We start from the raw sequence: 15,571 nt of genomic DNA, 5'->3' as shown, positions 1-15,571 counted from the left end.
CAGGCTTTCGACAGGCTGGCCACTCACAGCCGTAGATGCGGCGACGCGGCGACGGCCTGCCGGCGCAGCGCCTCGATCGCACCCTCGGGGTCCTGCGCGCCGTAAACCGCGGAACCGGCGACGAAGCAGTCGACCCCGGCCTCGGCCGCCTGTTCGATCGTGTCGGCGTTGATGCCGCCGTCGATCTCGACCAGGATCGTCAACTCCCCCGCGTCGACCATCTTGCGCACGATGCGGACCTTGCTCAGCACCTCGGGGATAAAGCTCTGGCCGCCGAAGCCCGGCTCGACCGACATGATCAGCAAGGTGTCGAACTGCGGCAGGATTTCCAGATACGGCTCCAGCGGCGTGCCCGGCTTCACGCTGATTCCGGCCTTGGCGCCCGCGGCCCGGATGTCGCGAGCCACGCCGATCGGGTTGTCGGTGGCCTCCGCGTGGAAGGTCACGTTGTAGGCGCCGGCCTCGGCGTACGGGGGCGCCCACCGGTCCGGGTTCTCGATCATCAAGTGGCAGTCCATCGGAATGCGCGTGGCGGCCAACAGGCTCTCCACCACCGGCAGCCCGATCGTCAGGTTGGGCACGAAATGGTTGTCCATCACATCGACGTGCAGCCAGTCGGCGCCGACCACGGCCGCCGCCTCGTCGGCGAGCCGGGCGAAATCGGCGGCCAGGATCGACGGAGCTATCAGGGGTCCAGCGGTGCTGCCAGCCATGTGCGCCAGACTACTGAGGGTGCCGACGGCGGCGCAGCGCGGCGTTACCCCGCTACGCGGCGCAACGCGGCGGCGAACATCGCGTCGGTGCCGTGCCGGTGCGGCCACAGCTGGACGTACGGCCCTTGCGCAGACGGGGGGCCCGCCTCGACCGGCTCGAACAGCGGCCAGGTATCCAGCGCCTGGACCGGATGACGGCGCAGTGCGTCGGCCACCACCCCTACGGTTTCGGCCAGATGCGGCGAACAGGTCGAATAGAGCACCACACCGCCGGGGCGGGTCAGCGCGATCGCGGCCGCCAGCAGCTCACGCTGCAGCTTGGCCAGCGCCGGGACATCGGCCGGCTGCCGGCGCCAACGGGCCTCCGGCCGGCGGCGCAGCGCGCCCAGCCCGGTACAGGGCACGTCGACGAGCACCCGGTCGAAGCCGGGCTCGAGGCCACTGCGGCGACCGTCGACCCGCAGCACGTCGACGTCGAGGCCGCGGGTGTTCTCGACGACGAGGTCCGCGCGCCCCGACGACGGCTCGACCGCCGTGACCCGGGCGCCGCGCTCGACGGCCAGAGCGGCCAGCAGCGCGGTCTTGCCGCCGGGGCCCGCGCACAGGTCGAGCCAGCGGCCGGTGTCGTCGTCGACCGGCGCCAGCGTCAGCGCGCGGGCCACCAACTGACTGCCCTCGTCCTGAACCAGCGCTTGCGCGTCGCGCACCGGCGCCAGCTGCCCGGGGTCGCCACCCGGCAGGTACACCGCATACGGGCAGTAGCGGCCGACGGTGCCGCCGACCGCCTCCGCCAGTTCCGCCGCGCTGAGCACGCCCGGGCGCGCGGCCAGGTGCACCTGGGGCCGTGCGTCGTCGCTGGCCAGAACCGCCTCGAGCTCACCGGCGTCGGCGCCCAGTGCGTCGGCGAACGCCTGGGCGATCCAGCGCGGATGCGCATGCACGAACGCGGCGTGGCCGACCGGATCGCGTGCCCGGTCGGGGGCCAGCTCGTCCACCCAGGACTTCTCGTCTCGCCCGGAGATCGTCCGCAACACACCATTGACGAAACCGGCTCGCGCCGAATCGAATTCGATACCCGCCTGTTCGACGGTGGTCGATACCGCGGCGTGCGCGTCCACCCGGGTTCGCAGCAATTGGTAGGTGCCCATCCGCAGCAGGTCGAGCAGCACCGGGTCGATCGCCTCCGGCGCACGTCCGGCGGCGGCGCCGATGACCGCGTCGAGCAGGCCCCGGGTGCGGCAGGTGCCGTAGGTCAGCTCGGTGGCGAACGCCGCGTCGCGCCCGGTGATGCCGCGCTCGCGCAGCAGCGCGGGCAGGGCCAGGTTCGCGTAGGCGTCGCGCTCGCTGACGGCTCGCAACACCTGAAAGGTGGCGGCCCGAGCCGGATCCAAGGGCTTGCGCCTCCTGGGCGGCCGGCCCTGTTTCGGTGCCGGGCTCATGAGGCCCGCGCGGCGGCGTCGAGGCGGGCGCCGCGCGCCCAGTCGACGGCGTTCATGAGTTTCTTGCCGGGCGGCTGAAGCTGGCCCAGCCGCACCGGTTGCGAGCCGGTGCCGACCCGCACGTTCTTGCGGTCCACGTGAATGACGCCGGGGGGCAACGACTCTGGAGCATCTGTATCGATCTGCACCGGTCCCAGTTTGATCCGCAGGTCGCCGATCATCGTCCAGGCCCCCGGGTTGGGTGTGACGGCGCGGATCCGGCGCTCGACCACCGCGGCCGGCAGATCCCAGCGCACCCGGGCCTCCTCGACGGTGATCTTCGGCGCGATGCTGACGCCGTCGGAAGGTTGCGGTTGCGGGGTCAGCGTCCCGTCGGCGATGCCGTCCAGCGTGGCCGACAGCAGAGCCGCGCCCGAAATGGCAAGTCGCTCAAGCAGATCGCCCGAGGTATCCGTCGGCCGAATCGTCTCGGTCACGACGCCGTACACCGGTCCGGAGTCCAGGCTGGGTTCGATCTGAAACGTCGTCGCCCCGGTGATCGCGTCCCCCGCGGCGATCGCGGCCTGGACGGGCGCCGCACCGCGCCAGGCCGGCAGCAACGAAAAGTGCAGGTTCACCCAGCCGTGCGGAGGCACCGCGAGCAGCCCGTCGCGCAGCAGCGCGCCGTAGGCCACCACCGGGCAGCACTCCGGGGCGAACTCGGACAGTTCGGCGACGAACTCCGGCGAGTTCGGGCGTTGCGGGCGTAGCACGGCAATGCCGTGGTCGATTGCCTCGCGGGCCACCGGCGACGGCTCCGGCTTACCGCGCCGCCCGGCCGCGGCGTCGGGCCGGGTCAGCACGGCGACGACCTCGTGGCGGGGTGACTCGATGAGGCGACGCAGCGCGGGCAGCGCGGGTTCGGGGGTGCCGGCGAAGACGAGACGCACCGGGACAGTCTAAGAACCGCGGTTCACTCGGTTACTGGCGGACAGATAATTGCGCATGCATACTGTTTCTAGCGGACATAATCACGGCGGCCGGCGCCGCCGACGACAACGACGTCGGGTGCGCAACTTCGTTCCGAACACCCAGGAGGACTGATGACGCTCGATGTGAACATCCCGGAAGACCTTGCGGCCACCCACCGCGCCATGTGGGCGCTGGGCGACTATGCATTGATGGCCGAGGAGGTGATGGCCCCCCTGGGCCCGATTCTGGTCGCTGCCACCGGCATTGGCCCCGGCGTCCGGGTGCTCGATGTCGCCGCGGGCTCGGGCAATATCTCGCTACCCGCCGCCAAAACGGGCGCCGACGTCGTGTCCACCGATCTCACACCGGAACTGCTGGAGCGGTCCCGGGCACGAGCCGCGGCGCAAGGGCTCACGCTGGACTACCGGGAAGCCAACGCGCACGCGCTGCCGTTCGGCGACGGCGAATTCGACGTCGTGATGTCGGCGATCGGTGTGCAATTCGCACCCAACCACCGGCTGGCGGCCGGAGAACTGGCCCGAGTCTGCCGGCCCGGTGGAACGATCGGCGTCATCAGCTGGACCCCGCAAGGTTTCTTCGGCCGGATGCTGGCGACGATCCGGCCCTACCGCCCGAGTCTCTCGCCGGCCGTCGCTCCGGCTGCCCTATGGGGACGCGAAAGCTATGTCGCCGGATTGCTCGGCGGCCGAATCCGTCGTGTCGCAGCGGTGCGGGGCATGTTAGAGGTCAACCGATTCGACTGTGCCACAGCCGTTCACGAGTACTTCAAGCAGCACTACGGCCCGACGATCGAGGCCTACGCCAACATCGGCGGCAATCGGGTGCTGGCCACCGAGCTGGATGCGCAACTGATCGAACTGGCCGAGGAATATCTGGCCGGCGACACGATGCGGTGGGAATACCTACTCTTCACCGCCGAAAAGGTTTGCGGCCCTTCATAGGTCGATGTCGAGGTTGGCGTCGGGCTCTCCGCCGGCCGCGGTGAAGGCCGTCAGGGCCCGCACCAGCCCGTGCCGCTCGGCCGCCGGCATCTTCTCCACGATCGCGGCGATTTCGGCGCGCCGGTAAGCGGTGACCCGACGCACCACCTCGCGGCCTCGTTTGGTCAGGGCGGCGATCAGCTCACGGCGAGACGTGGGGTGCGGCAGACGGTCGATCAGCCCGGCGGCGACGAGACGGTCGACCATGCGTCCGGTGGCCGACGGTTGCACGCCCAGCAAGTTGGCCAGCGTGGCCAGGTTGACCGGGCCCCGGTTGGACAGGATCACCAGGGTGCGGAACTGCGCGATGGTGATGTTCTCGTCGACCTGCGCGATGGACCGGGCCGACAAGCTGACCAGCAACCGCGACGCGGTGAGCAACGCGTCGGTGATCACGTCCAGCGACTCGCCGGCTTCCATGGTGTTTTCCGTGGACATCGTGGCTCCCCTTATCCGAGGCCGTTGACAGCCTACGAATGCCGTAGGAAGGAACTATTGCTCATGAACACTATCGCTACGGTAGGCGATTGGCCCAGCCGACCGGAGAACTTCAGCCGCTATCGCGGGATGCCACCCTCCGCTGTCAGTTCTTGGTTTGCCCGCCCGACGAACGCAGCGAAGTAGGGCTAACCGATTTGCGGCGGGTCGATCTGTACCCGCGCCGGTTCGTGTGATTGCCGGGCGCTGAGCACGCCGACACCGCGCCGCAGGCTGGCCGCCAACTCCAGACCCTGCTCCCGGCGCACCCGCACCAGCATCCTGATCACCGGGACGCCGGGCGGGGTGCCCGGCGGCCGGCGCACCCCGGGCGGCAGGTCGACCGGCCCGAGTTGTTCTGCGCCGTAAGGCAATTCGGCCGCGTCGAGCAGTGCGGCCACCGCGTCGGCGCTGCCGTCGATGGCCGCCATGTGCACACCGGGTGGCAGGCCGACCTCGCTGCGTGCCGTCAGCTCGGCGTCCGCGTGGCCCACCGGATCCCAGCGGATCAGCGATTGCACGGTGGGAATGGAGGAGTCGGCGATCACCGTCACCACGCCGCCGTCGCCGCGCGGCCGCACCAGCGCCGCCGCACTCATCCAGCGCCACAGCGCATCCTCGGCGGCGCGCAGATCCTGACGGCCCAGCAGTGCCCAGGTGTCCAGCAGCAGCGCCGCGCCGTACCCCCCGTCCGCGCGGGGTTCGGCGCCCGGCGTGGCGACCACCAGGGCGGGGTGCGCGGCGACCTCGGCCACGATCGCGTCGCCCGACGAGGTGACGACCTGCGTACCGGCAAAGGCGCGGCCCAGCTCCTCGGCGGTGCGCCGGGCCCCGACCACCACGGCGCGCACCGCCTCCGACCCGCACCGGGCACACCGCAGCGCCGGCTCGGCGCGTCCGCACCACCGGCACACCGCCCCGGGGCCGGGCTCCTGCAACGACCCGGCTAGTGAGAGAGGCCCGGTGCAATGCCGGCACCGGGCTATGGTGCGGCACCGCCCGCAGGCCAGCGACGGTACATACCCGCGGCGCGGCACCTGGATCAGCACCGGCGCCCCCGCCTGAAGCGACGACCGCGCGGCGCGCAGCGCGATGGACGGAATCCGCGCGGTGCGCGCCGCCGGGTCGCGTTCGTCGGCGTACCCGGAGTCGTCGAGGGCGACCACCCGCGGCGTGCGGGCCCGCACCACCGGCCGCGTCGCGACGATGTCGTGGGCCCAGCCACTGCGCACCAGGGCCTGAGCCTCGGCGGTGCGGGCGTAGCCGCCGATCAGCGCGGCGCATCGCGCCTGATGCGCGCGCAGCATCGCGACCTCGCGGGCATGCGGATACGGCGCCCGCGGCTCGGCCAGGCTGTCGTCGGCGTCGGACCAGACCATGACCAGCCCCAAGTCGTCCAGCGGTGCGAAAACAGCACTGCGCGTGCCGATCACCAGCCGCGCCTTACCCCGCAAAGCCGCCAGCCAGCGCCGGTAGCGCGCGGCCGGTCCCAGGCCCGCGGACAGCGCGACCACGCTGTCCTGGTCAATCCGGGTGGTCGCGGCCAGCCACAGCGCGTCCAGATCCCGCTGATCGGGCACGATCGCCAGCGCCGCGCGCCCGCTGCGGACCGTCTGCGCGGCCGCCTCCGCGAACCGGTCCGCCCACTGCTCCCCCGGCAGTGCCTGCCACACGGCACGCGCGGCCCGCACCTCGGCCAGCGCGGTCAGGAACTGATCGCCGCTTCCGTACACCGCCCAGCAGGACGGGTCGACGGGCGCCACGTCCGGCGGCGGGCCGATCGCCGTGGGTTCCCGCTCCACTCTGGCGTGCCGGGCGGGGATGGCCAGCCGCAACACGTCCGGACGGGTCCCGGCGTACCGCGCCGCGACGGCCTCGATGAGCCGGCGGATCTCCGGGGTGAGCACCGGTTCGGCGGACACGACGCGATCGAGCCAGCCCAGCTTGCCGACGTGGTCGGTGTCGTTGCGGCGCTCCAGCACGAACCCGTCGACCAGGCGGCCGTGGAACCGGACCCGCACTCGAACCCCCGGCTGGGCATCGTCGGACTGCTCAGCCGAGACCAGGTAGTCGAATTCGCGATCCAGGTGCGGTACCGACAGCATCGGCAGGATCCGGGCGATCGGTTCCACTTCGACGGGTGAACGCGCGGTATTCACCGCGTGCTCGAGTCGCAAAAAGTGTTGTCACCCACCATTGTTACCGTCCGTGGCCACACTTTAGCGGCGGCCACCGACAGTCAGCCCTGCACAGGCTCGCGGTCATTGTCAGAGGCGGCAACGTCGCGACCGAAGAAGAATCCCGCAGTGATCAGGATCAGGGCCGCGGCGTACAGCCACCAGATCGGCACCGCCAGCGCCTCATTGCCCAAAATGAACCGGCCGATCGCGATCATCGCGTCCGATGCCATGAAGCACACCGCCCCCACCGGCACCCAGATCGTCGGCAGCCGGGCCGCTATCGCCGTGCACGCCATCGCGGCCAGCACCACCACGTACACCGTCACCGGGATGGTCAGGTTCTCCTGACCCAGGTGCGGCCAGAACCACACCAGCAGGGCGATCGCCGTCACGCACAGCACGGCCATCACCGCGATGCGCGTTCGCGTCACCGACTCTTTGACCACCAACGGAGCCAGCGCGCCCATGATGCACAGGTGCGCGCACAGAAATGCCGCCAGCCCCAAGACAAATGACATCGTCCACCACGGGATCGCGAGTAACCAGTCGCCGGTGGCGCAGAGCGCCATCGCCGGCATCAGCCAGCGCCGCTCGCTGACGATGGGATGCGCGAACGCGGCCACGGTCAGCAGCACGGCCATCAACGCCTTGAACGGCGGCTGCAGCACCCAATGACCGGTGAGTTCGGTTCCCGGCGCAGACTGCACCGCCACCACGGTCAGGAACACGCCGTAGCCGATGCCCGCCCAGCAGGCTGCCACCCAGCAGCCAGCCAGCACGCGGGGTGCGTACGGTACCTCCATGCCCAGCTTTGACAAAGCCGACGAGAAACCTCCTATCGACCCCATCTTGCTGAAGGTACTCGACGCGGTTCCGTTCCGGCTATCCACCGACGACGGCATCGAGGCTGCGCGCCAGCGGTTCCGCAATCTGCCGCGCCGGCCGGTGCACCCCGAATTGCGCGTCGAGGACCGCACCATCGACGGTTCGGCCGGTGCTATCGCCATCAGAATCTATTGGCCGCCAACCGATTACGGCGACGCCCTGTTGCCCGTCGTCGTCTACTTCCACGGCGGCGGGTTCGTGATCGGCGACCTGGACACCCACGACGGCACCGCCCGCGAGCATGCGGTGGGCGCCGACGCGATCGTGGTCTCCGTCGATTACCGGCTGGCTCCCGAGCATCCGTATCCCGCTGCCGTCCAAGACGCTTGGGCCGCAACGCAGTGGGTCGCCGAGCACGGCGCCGCGCTGGGTGCCGACACCGCCCGGCTGGCCGTTGCCGGGGATTCGGCGGGTGGCAACATCGCCGCGGCCCTCGCCCAGCAGACCCGCGACGAAGGTGGACCGTCGATCGCCTTCCAGCTGTTGTGGTACCCGTCGGTGATGTGGGACCAGTCGCTGCCGTCGTTTGCCGAAAACGCGACCGCTCCGATTCTCGACACCAGGGCGATCGCGCAGTTTTCTCGTTGGTACGCAGGCGATCTCGACTTGTCCGATCCGCCGGTGGGCATGGCGCCGGGGCGGGCGAAGAACCTGGCTGGCCTGCCACCGGCCTACATCGGCGTCGCCGGCTATGACCCACTGCGCGACGACGGCATCACCTACGGCAAGGCGTTGGCCGCCGCGGGCGTACCCGCCGACGTGCACAACGCCGAGACGATGGTGCACGGCTATCTCGGCTATGCGGGCGTGGTTCCCGCCGCCACGGCCGCGTCGGATCGGGGGCTCGCGGCGTTAAGGCATGCACTATACAGGTGAACAACAGGCGTACGGTGGACGAATGATTGAGCCCAACGCCCGGCCTGAGATCGACCCGACGTTCAAAGCGTTGCTCGATCTGTTCCCGACGACGTTCAACGCGGACGACGGTGTCGAGCTCGCGCGCGAGCGGCTCAAGATGCTCAAGGTGCCGCCGGAATTGCTGCCCGACCTGCGCATCGAAGACCGAGTGATCGGCCACGGGGAACGCGACGACCTTGCGATCCGGATCTATTGGCCGCCCACGCCGGCCGAGATCTCCCCCGTCGTCGTCTTCTTCCACGGCGGCGGCTTTTGTCTGGGCGACCTGGACACCCACGACCACGTCGCCCGCGCGCATGCGGTCGGCGCCGAGGCCATCGTGGTGTCGGTGGACTACCGGCTCGCGCCGGAGCATCCGTACCCCGCCGGGGTCAACGACGCCTGGGCCGCGCTGCAGTGGGTCGGCGCGCACGCCGGCGAACTGGGCGGCGACCCGAGCCGCATTGCGGTGGCCGGGGATTCGGCGGGCGGCAACCTGGCCGCGGTCCTGGCGGTGCTGGCCCGCGACAACGCCGGGCCGGACCTGGTGTTCCAGTTGCTGTGGTATCCGGTGGTGACCGCCGATCTTTCGCTCCCGTCGCACACCGAGAACGCCTTCGCGCCGATCTTGGACCGCGAGGTGATCGAGGCCTTCCTGGCCTGGTATCTGCCCCCGGAGATCGACGTCACCGACCCGGCGGTGCTGCCGCCCACCCTCGCGCCGGCCAACGCCGACCTGTCGGGTTTGCCGCCGGCCTTCATCGGCACCGCCGAACACGACCCGCTGCGCGACGACGGTGCGCGTTATGCCGAGATGCTCAATGCCGCGGGCGTTGCGGCGGAGCTGAGCAACGAGCCGACCCTGGTGCACGGCTTCGTCAACTTCGCCCCGGTGATCCCGGCGGCCGCCGCGGCCACCGACCGCGGGTTGACGGCGCTACGGAAGGCGCTGTACCCCTAGCAGATGCAGCCCGACTACCACACCGTGATCGTCGGCGCCGGATTCGCCGGCATCGGCGCCGCGATCAAACTCGACAAGGCCGGACTCTCCGATTATCTGGTGGTCGAAGCCGGTGGCGGAGTCGGCGGCACCTGGCACTGGAACACCTATCCCGGGATCGGCGTGGATATTCCGTCGTTCTCCTACCAGTTCTCCTTCGAGCAGAGCCGGCATTGGTCGCGCACCTATGCGCCGGGCGCCGAGCTGAAGGCCTACGCCGAGCATTGCGTCGACAAATACGGCATCAGATCGCGAATCCGGTTGAACACCAAGGTCATTTCCGCCGTATTCGACGACGAGCGGGCGCTGTGGCGCGTCCAGACCGATCCCGGGGGCGAGCTGACGGCCAGGTTCCTGATCAGCGCCAGCGGTGTGCTCACCGTCCCGAACCTGCCCGACATCGACGGCGTGGACTCCTTCGACGGCGTCACGATGCACACCGCACGCTGGGATCACAGCAAGGACCTGACCGGCAAGCGCGTCGCGGTCATCGGGACCGGCGCCTCGGCCGTGCAGGTCATCCCGGAGATCGCGCCAATTGTCGACCAGCTCACCGTATTTCAGCGCACCCCGATCTGGTGCTTCCCCAAGTTCGACGTCCCGCTGCCCGCGCCGGTGCGCGCCGCGATGCGGATTCCGGGCGGTAAACTCGCCCAGCGGCTGCTCAGTCAGGCTTTCGTCGAGTTGACCTTTACCATCGCCGCGCAATACTTCACGCTGGTTCCGCTGGCCAAGCCGATGGGCGACGCCGGTCGCCGATATCTGCGTCAACAGGTCGACGACCCGCACGTGCGCGAACAACTCACCCCGCGATACGCGGTCGGATGCAAACGGCCGGGCTTCCACAACGGATATCTGGCCACGTTCAACCGTGACAACGTGCGGCTGGTCACCGAGCCGATCGACAAGATCACACCGGGGGCGGTCGCCACCACCGACGGCGAGAACCACGAGATCGACGTGCTGGTACTGGCGACCGGTTTCAAGGTGATGGACGCCGACAACATGCCGACCTTCTCGATCACCGGCAGCGGCGGCATCACGCTGACCGATTTCTGGGACTCCCGCCGGCTGCAGGCCTATGAGGGCGTCAGCGTTCCGGGATTCCCGAATATGTTCAGCGTCATGGGCCCCTACGGTTACGTCGGCTCTTCGTATTTCGCGCTGATCGAGACGCAGACTCACCACATCGTGCGGTGCCTCACGCGGGCCCGGCGCACCGGCGCGACACGCGTCGAGGTGACCGAAACCGCCAACCGCCGCTACTTCGCCGAGATGATGCGCAAACGGCACCGCCAGATCTTCTGGCAGGACAGCTGCCGCCTGGCCAACAGCTACTACTTCGACAAGAACGGTGACGTGCCGCTACGTCCGACCACCACGGTGCAGGCATACTGGCGCAGCCGTCGCTTCGACCTCGACGACTATCAATTCACCGGCGCTGCAGCGCCGCACGGCCACTAGAGAATCGCGTCCGCGAGCAGATCGACCTGCTCGAGCCCCTCGGTCGTCGGATGGAACAGCAGCCGGTCGAAGCCGAGATCCCGGTATCGCCTGACGGTATCGCGGGCGTCGGCCGCGGAGCAGACCATATCGGCGACGTTGACTTGTGCGTAGTCCGGGACAAATCCGTAGTAGCGCGCCAAGTGGTCCCGGCCCGCTGCGACGGTCTCGGCCGAACCGAGCCCGAAGTTCACCGAGGCCTGCAGGTAGGGTCGCCCGGGCCGGCCCGCGGCCTGCCACCCAGTCCGGATACGGCGCGCCGACTCCGCCTGCTCGTCGTAATGGCGCACCGCGCCGGCCGCCCACCCGTCACCGGTGGTGATCACCCGCCGAAGCGCAGCCGCGGACCGGCCGCCGAACAGCAGCGGAATCCGCACGGGCGCGGGACATAACGCGGAGTCGTCATCGGCAACCCGTTCGCCGGCCCACAGGCTGCGCAGCCGCTCGACCTGCATGTCCAGGATCCGGCCACGCCGGTGGAACTCGGCACCGGTGCCCGCGTACTCATCCGGCCGGTTGCCCACACCCAGTCCGGCGACGAGCCGACCGCCGGATATCCGAGCCAGGCTGCCGAGTTGCTTGGCCAGCGGAACGACCGGATACAGCGGAGCCAGTAGGACATTGGTGACCAGAGTCAGGTGCTCGGTGGCGCCGGCCGCGGCGGCAAGGGCGATCAGCGAGTCGACACCGGGGTAGAACAGCCGGTCGATTGTCGTGACCGATTCGAAGCCCGCTTCCTCGCTCCGGCGCGCCCATTGCACCACGGCGGGTCCGGATACGTCGGCGATGTGGTTCGGCAGGCCGATTCCCAGCTTCACGGCACATCCTGCGCGTTGATACCGGAGTTCACGGCGGCCAGCATCCGGCGGTAGTGGCCCTCACGTTCGGCGTAGCGCACCGCACGGGCGGCTTCGACGACGACCTCGCCGGCGTGGGACCGCTCGGACAGCGCGGCCATGATCTGCGCAACGAACTCGTCGGCGTCGATCGCATCGTCGTCGCCGCGGTTACTGTGCATCTCCGTGCGCACCCGCGGTGGAACAATCTCGATGACGCGAATACCGCTGTTCCACAACAAGATTCGCAGCGACTCGGTATATGAGTGCAGGCCGGCCTTGGTGGCGCTGTAGGTCGGGGCGATGGCCAGCGGGACGAAGCCCAGTGCCGAGGTGATGTTCACGACCGCGGCGTCGGGCTGGCGCCGCAAAGTCGTCAGCAACCGTGACGTCAACACCATCGGGCCCAGCAGATTGGTCGCGACGACGGTCGTCGACACCTCCGGATCGAGGGTGTCGGGGCTTTCCAGCGCCATCACACCCGCATTGTTGACCAGCACGTTGAGATCGGGCCACCGGCGCTCCACCGTCGCGACGAGCTCCCGGACGGACTCGGTGTCGGTGACATCGAGTGGGTGCCACTCGATACCCGGACACGCCTCGGCGACAGCACGTAACGCGGCGGTTCGCCGGCCCGCGATCACCACCCGGTTGCCGCGCTCCGACAACGCGATGGCCATGGCCCGGCCGATTCCGGTGCCACCACCGGTCACCAGGATCGTGTGGCCGGTCAATTCCATTGCGGCGCCTCCTTTCTCGAACGATGTGCACTTCATCGTCGGCGACCTCGCCGAATTAAGCCAGCAAAACCGCACATAGCGTCGGAAATAGGCGTGCTGATCCGGATATATGTAGTGTTTTCGTCACGATGCAAACCCTGGACGCTCAAATTCTGCATGCGCTGCAGCTGTCGCCGCGGGCGTCGTTCCGGCGCATCGCCGAGGTCGTGGGTGCCGGGGAGCAGACCGTCGCTCGTCGCTACCGCGCCCTGCGCCGCGACGGTGTGCTTCGCGTGGTCGGCGTGGTCAACCCTCGGGTGTACGGCGAATGCCAATGGGTCGTCCGGGTACACGCGAAACCCGACGACCTGATCCGGCTCGCCGACGCGTTGGTCCGCCGGCCCGAGGTCACTCACGTCAATGCGTTGTCAGGGGGCACCGAGCTCGTCTGCGTTGTCCGCGCCCCCCTCGACGGCTCCGAGGCGGGGCTGCTGCACCGTCTGCCCCGCACCTCGACCGTCCTGGATATGCGGGTCGATCTGGTACTCAACGTATTCGGCGCACCGCCGTACGCGCACTGGACCGGCTACGGACAGTTGTTGGACACCCAGCAGGTCGCCGCGCTGCAGTCACCGGACCGAGCGCACCCGGATCAACCCACCGGGCCCACGGCCGAGGATCAGCCGCTGCTGGATGCGCTGGCCGACGACGGCCGCATCTCCGACAGCGCACTGGCCGCGCTCACCGGGTGGTCACCGGCCCGCGTCAAGCGTCGGTTACGCGCCCTGCAGGCCGGCGGCACCCTCTCCTACGATCTCGACGTACTGCCGGAACGGCTCGGATTCATGCTCAACGCGATCGTCTGGATATCGGTTGCCCCCCGCCACCTGGCAGCGGTGGCCGAGCAGATCGTGCAGCACGACGAGGTTGCCTCGGTCGCCACGGTCAGCGGACCCGCCAACCTGATGGTCGTCGTGATCTGCCGCGGGCCGGCACATCTGTACGACTACCTGGCCCAGCGTCTGGCCCCCGTCGACCATATCCAGGCCTACGACGTCAGCGTCCGCAGCAAGCGGCTCAAGCAAGTCGGTTCACTGATCGCGCACGGCCGGTTGATCCGCGCCCGCTGAACGGGCGACGCTAAGCTTGCGGCGTGGCCAAGGAGTTTTCGCATCTCGACGAGTCGCTGCGGGAATTCATCAACAGCCAGGCCATGTTCTTCGTCGCCACCGCCCCCTCCGAAGGCGGCCGAATCAACCTCTCCCCCAAGGGATATCACGACACCTTCGCGGTACTCGACGATCACCGCGTGGCGTACCTCGATCTGTTCGGCAGCGGCGTGGAAACGATCGCGCACCTGCGCGACAACGGCCGGATCACCCTGATGTTCTGCTCGTTCACCCGAAACTCGCGGATCCTGCGACTGTTCGGCACCGGACGCGTTGTGCGCCCGGACGACGCCGAATTCCCCAGTCTGCTAACCCATTTCAACGGCCAGCATGCGGGCGTGCGGGCCGCGATCGTCATCGACGTCGAGCGGATCGCCGACGCCTGCGGATACGCGGTGCCCTACTACGAGCTTGTCGACGAACGACCGGTGCTCGACGCCTATCACGCCAAAGCCACCGACGAGACCTACGTGCGCGCCGTCGGCCGCAATCTGCACAGCATCGACGGACTACCCGCGCTGGACGCCGATCACCCCCTGCCGGGCTAGACGGCGCGCTTGAGGTCGTCGACCTTGTTCAGCTGTTCCCACGGCAACTCGATGTCGGTGCGGCCGAAGTGGCCGTACGCGGCGGTCTGCGCGTAGATCGGGCGCAGCAGGTCCAGGTCGCGAACGATCGCGCCGGGCCGCAGGTCGAACACTTCGGGCACGATCTTCTCGATCTTGACCGGGTCGACGGTCGCGGTGCCGAACGTCTCGATGAACAGCCCGACCGGGGCAGCCTTGCCGATCGCGTAGGCCACCTGCACCTCGACGCGCTCGGCCAGCCCGGCGGCGACGATGTTTTTGGCCACCCAGCGCATCGCGTACGCCGCCGACCGGTCCACCTTGGACGGATCCTTGCCGGAGAAGGCGCCCCCGCCGTGGCGCGCCCAGCCGCCGTAGGTGTCGACGATGATCTTGCGGCCGGTCAGGCCCGCGTCGCCCATCGGCCCGCCGAGCACGAACTTGCCGGTGGGGTTGACCAGCACCCGCGTCGCCGACGAGTCCAGGGTGTCGTGGCCCAGCTCCTCGAGCACGGTCTGCAGCACGTGCCGACGGATGTCGGGGTCCAGCGTCTTGTCCAGGTCGATCCCGTCGGCGTGCTGAGTGGAGACGACCACGGTGTCCAGCCGGACCGGGACGTCGTCCTCGTATTCGATGGTGACCTGCGTCTTGCCGTCCGGACGCAGGTAGGGCAGCGTCCCGTTCTTGCGGACCTCGGTGAGTTTGCGCGACAGCCGGTGGGCCAGCGCGATGGGCAGCGGCATCCGCTCCGGGGTGTCGTTGATCGCGTAGCCGAACATCAGGCCCTGGTCGCCGGCGCCCTGGGAGTCCAGCGGGTCCGCCGCGCCCTCAACCCGGGCCTCGTGGGCGGTGTCGACGCCCTGGGCGATGTCGGGTGACTGCGCGCCGATGCCGATGTTCACACCGCAGGTCAGGCCGTCGAAACCCTTGTCGGAGTGGTCATAGCCGATCTCGAGGATGCGTGCGCGCACCGTGTTGGTGATGTCGGCGAACGCCGCCTTGGCGGTCGTCGTGACCTCGCCGACCACGTGCACCTGCCCGGTGGTCACCAGCGTCTCGACCGCGACACGTGAGCGGGGATCCTCCGCCAGAAGCGCGTCGAGGACCGAGTCGCTGATCGCGTCGCAGATCTTGTCGGGATGCCCCTCGGTCACCGACTCACTGGTAAACAGCCGACCCTTTTCGCTCACCCTGTCATCCTTCCGTCTTGCCTAAATGTTAGTTAGACAAATTAT

General features: G+C 69.1%; 15 protein-coding genes. 6 read left to right on the top strand and 9 right to left on the bottom strand.

The features are described 5' to 3' along the window. Positions 1-23: 23 nt before the first annotated feature. The 3 genes from rpe to fmt are packed head-to-tail and all read right to left on the bottom strand — an operon-like array spanning position 24 to position 3,081. Positions 24-722, bottom strand: a complete 699-nt coding sequence (rpe, locus tag ACAG21_RS20690; RefSeq protein WP_370498234.1) for a ribulose-phosphate 3-epimerase — start codon at positions 720-722, stop codon at positions 24-26. 35 nt (positions 723-757) lie between these two features. Continuing rightward, positions 758-2,152 carry an RsmB/NOP family class I SAM-dependent RNA methyltransferase gene (locus ACAG21_RS20685; RefSeq protein WP_370498134.1) on the bottom strand — a complete coding sequence of 465 codons (1,395 nt, stop codon included), beginning with the start codon at positions 2,150-2,152 and terminating at the stop codon, positions 758-760. After that, on the bottom strand, positions 2,149-3,081 hold the full coding sequence (gene fmt / locus ACAG21_RS20680; protein WP_370498133.1) for a methionyl-tRNA formyltransferase: 933 nt from the start codon (positions 3,079-3,081) through the stop codon (positions 2,149-2,151). Before fmt ends, ACAG21_RS20685 begins: the two co-directional genes overlap by 4 nt. Positions 3,082-3,234: 153 nt before the next feature. Between fmt and ACAG21_RS20675 the strand changes: the two genes are divergently transcribed. Continuing rightward, complete coding sequence (locus tag ACAG21_RS20675; protein WP_370498131.1) at positions 3,235-4,065, top strand: class I SAM-dependent methyltransferase; 831 nt, start codon at positions 3,235-3,237, stop codon at positions 4,063-4,065. Here ACAG21_RS20675 and ACAG21_RS20670 read toward each other — a convergent pair. From ACAG21_RS20670 to ACAG21_RS20660, 3 genes are all read right to left on the bottom strand, one after another. Then, entirely contained in the window at positions 4,060-4,542 is a 483-nt protein-coding gene (locus ACAG21_RS20670) for a MarR family transcriptional regulator (RefSeq protein ID WP_370498130.1), read from the bottom strand. The genes ACAG21_RS20675 and ACAG21_RS20670 overlap by 6 nt on opposite strands. Before the next feature lie 188 nt (positions 4,543-4,730). Then, positions 4,731-6,686: a primosomal protein N' gene (locus tag ACAG21_RS20665; RefSeq protein ID WP_370498233.1), complete on the bottom strand. Its 1,956-nt coding sequence runs from the start codon at positions 6,684-6,686 to the stop codon at positions 4,731-4,733. 134 nt (positions 6,687-6,820) lie between these two features. After that, positions 6,821-7,564, bottom strand: a complete 744-nt coding sequence (locus ACAG21_RS20660) for a lysoplasmalogenase (RefSeq protein ID WP_370498129.1) — start codon at positions 7,562-7,564, stop codon at positions 6,821-6,823. Between ACAG21_RS20660 and ACAG21_RS20655 the strand changes: the two genes are divergently transcribed. From ACAG21_RS20655 to ACAG21_RS20645, 3 genes are read left to right on the top strand one after another with little or no spacing between them, the layout of a single operon-like run. Continuing rightward, entirely contained in the window at positions 7,563-8,522 is a 960-nt protein-coding gene (locus ACAG21_RS20655; protein WP_370498128.1) for an alpha/beta hydrolase, read from the top strand. The two genes, ACAG21_RS20660 and ACAG21_RS20655, sit on opposite strands and share 2 nt — an antisense overlap. Positions 8,523-8,544: 22 nt before the next feature. Beyond that, the gene (locus ACAG21_RS20650; protein WP_370498127.1) at positions 8,545-9,504 is read left to right on the top strand and encodes an alpha/beta hydrolase; all 960 of its coding nucleotides are present in this window, start codon (positions 8,545-8,547) and stop codon (positions 9,502-9,504) included. A 3-nt stretch (positions 9,505-9,507) separates the two neighbouring features. Then, positions 9,508-11,007, top strand: coding sequence for a flavin-containing monooxygenase (locus ACAG21_RS20645; protein WP_370498126.1), 1,500 nt, complete (start codon positions 9,508-9,510; stop codon positions 11,005-11,007). Here ACAG21_RS20645 and ACAG21_RS20640 read toward each other — a convergent pair. Beyond that, positions 11,004-11,864 (bottom strand): LLM class flavin-dependent oxidoreductase, encoded by an 861-nt coding sequence (locus ACAG21_RS20640; RefSeq protein ID WP_370498125.1) that lies wholly within the window; start codon positions 11,862-11,864, stop codon positions 11,004-11,006. The two genes, ACAG21_RS20645 and ACAG21_RS20640, sit on opposite strands and share 4 nt — an antisense overlap. Next, positions 11,861-12,622 carry an SDR family oxidoreductase gene (locus ACAG21_RS20635; RefSeq protein ID WP_370498124.1) on the bottom strand — a complete coding sequence of 254 codons (762 nt, stop codon included), beginning with the start codon at positions 12,620-12,622 and terminating at the stop codon, positions 11,861-11,863. The genes ACAG21_RS20640 and ACAG21_RS20635 overlap by 4 nt, the downstream gene beginning before the upstream one ends. Positions 12,623-12,750: 128 nt before the next feature. On the opposite strand from ACAG21_RS20635, the gene ACAG21_RS20630 reads away from it, so the two are divergent. Together ACAG21_RS20630 and ACAG21_RS20625 are read left to right on the top strand one after the other, a co-directional pair. Continuing rightward, the gene (locus ACAG21_RS20630) at positions 12,751-13,731 is read left to right on the top strand and encodes an Lrp/AsnC family transcriptional regulator (RefSeq protein ID WP_370498123.1); all 981 of its coding nucleotides are present in this window, start codon (positions 12,751-12,753) and stop codon (positions 13,729-13,731) included. A gap of 23 nt (positions 13,732-13,754) precedes the next feature. Then, on the top strand, positions 13,755-14,318 hold the full coding sequence (locus ACAG21_RS20625; RefSeq protein ID WP_370498122.1) for a pyridoxamine 5'-phosphate oxidase family protein: 564 nt from the start codon (positions 13,755-13,757) through the stop codon (positions 14,316-14,318). On the opposite strand, the gene metK is transcribed toward ACAG21_RS20625, so the two are convergent. Next, positions 14,315-15,526, bottom strand: coding sequence for a methionine adenosyltransferase (gene metK, locus ACAG21_RS20620; protein WP_370498121.1), 1,212 nt, complete (start codon positions 15,524-15,526; stop codon positions 14,315-14,317). The genes ACAG21_RS20625 and metK overlap by 4 nt on opposite strands. Positions 15,527-15,571 lie beyond the last annotated feature (45 nt).

This window comes from Mycobacterium sp. pR1184 (assembly GCF_041287235.1).
GTDB lineage: Bacteria > Actinomycetota > Actinomycetes > Mycobacteriales > Mycobacteriaceae > Mycobacterium.
The sequence above is the reverse complement of the archived record's forward strand: the minus strand, read 5'-3'. Positions and strand labels throughout refer to the sequence as shown.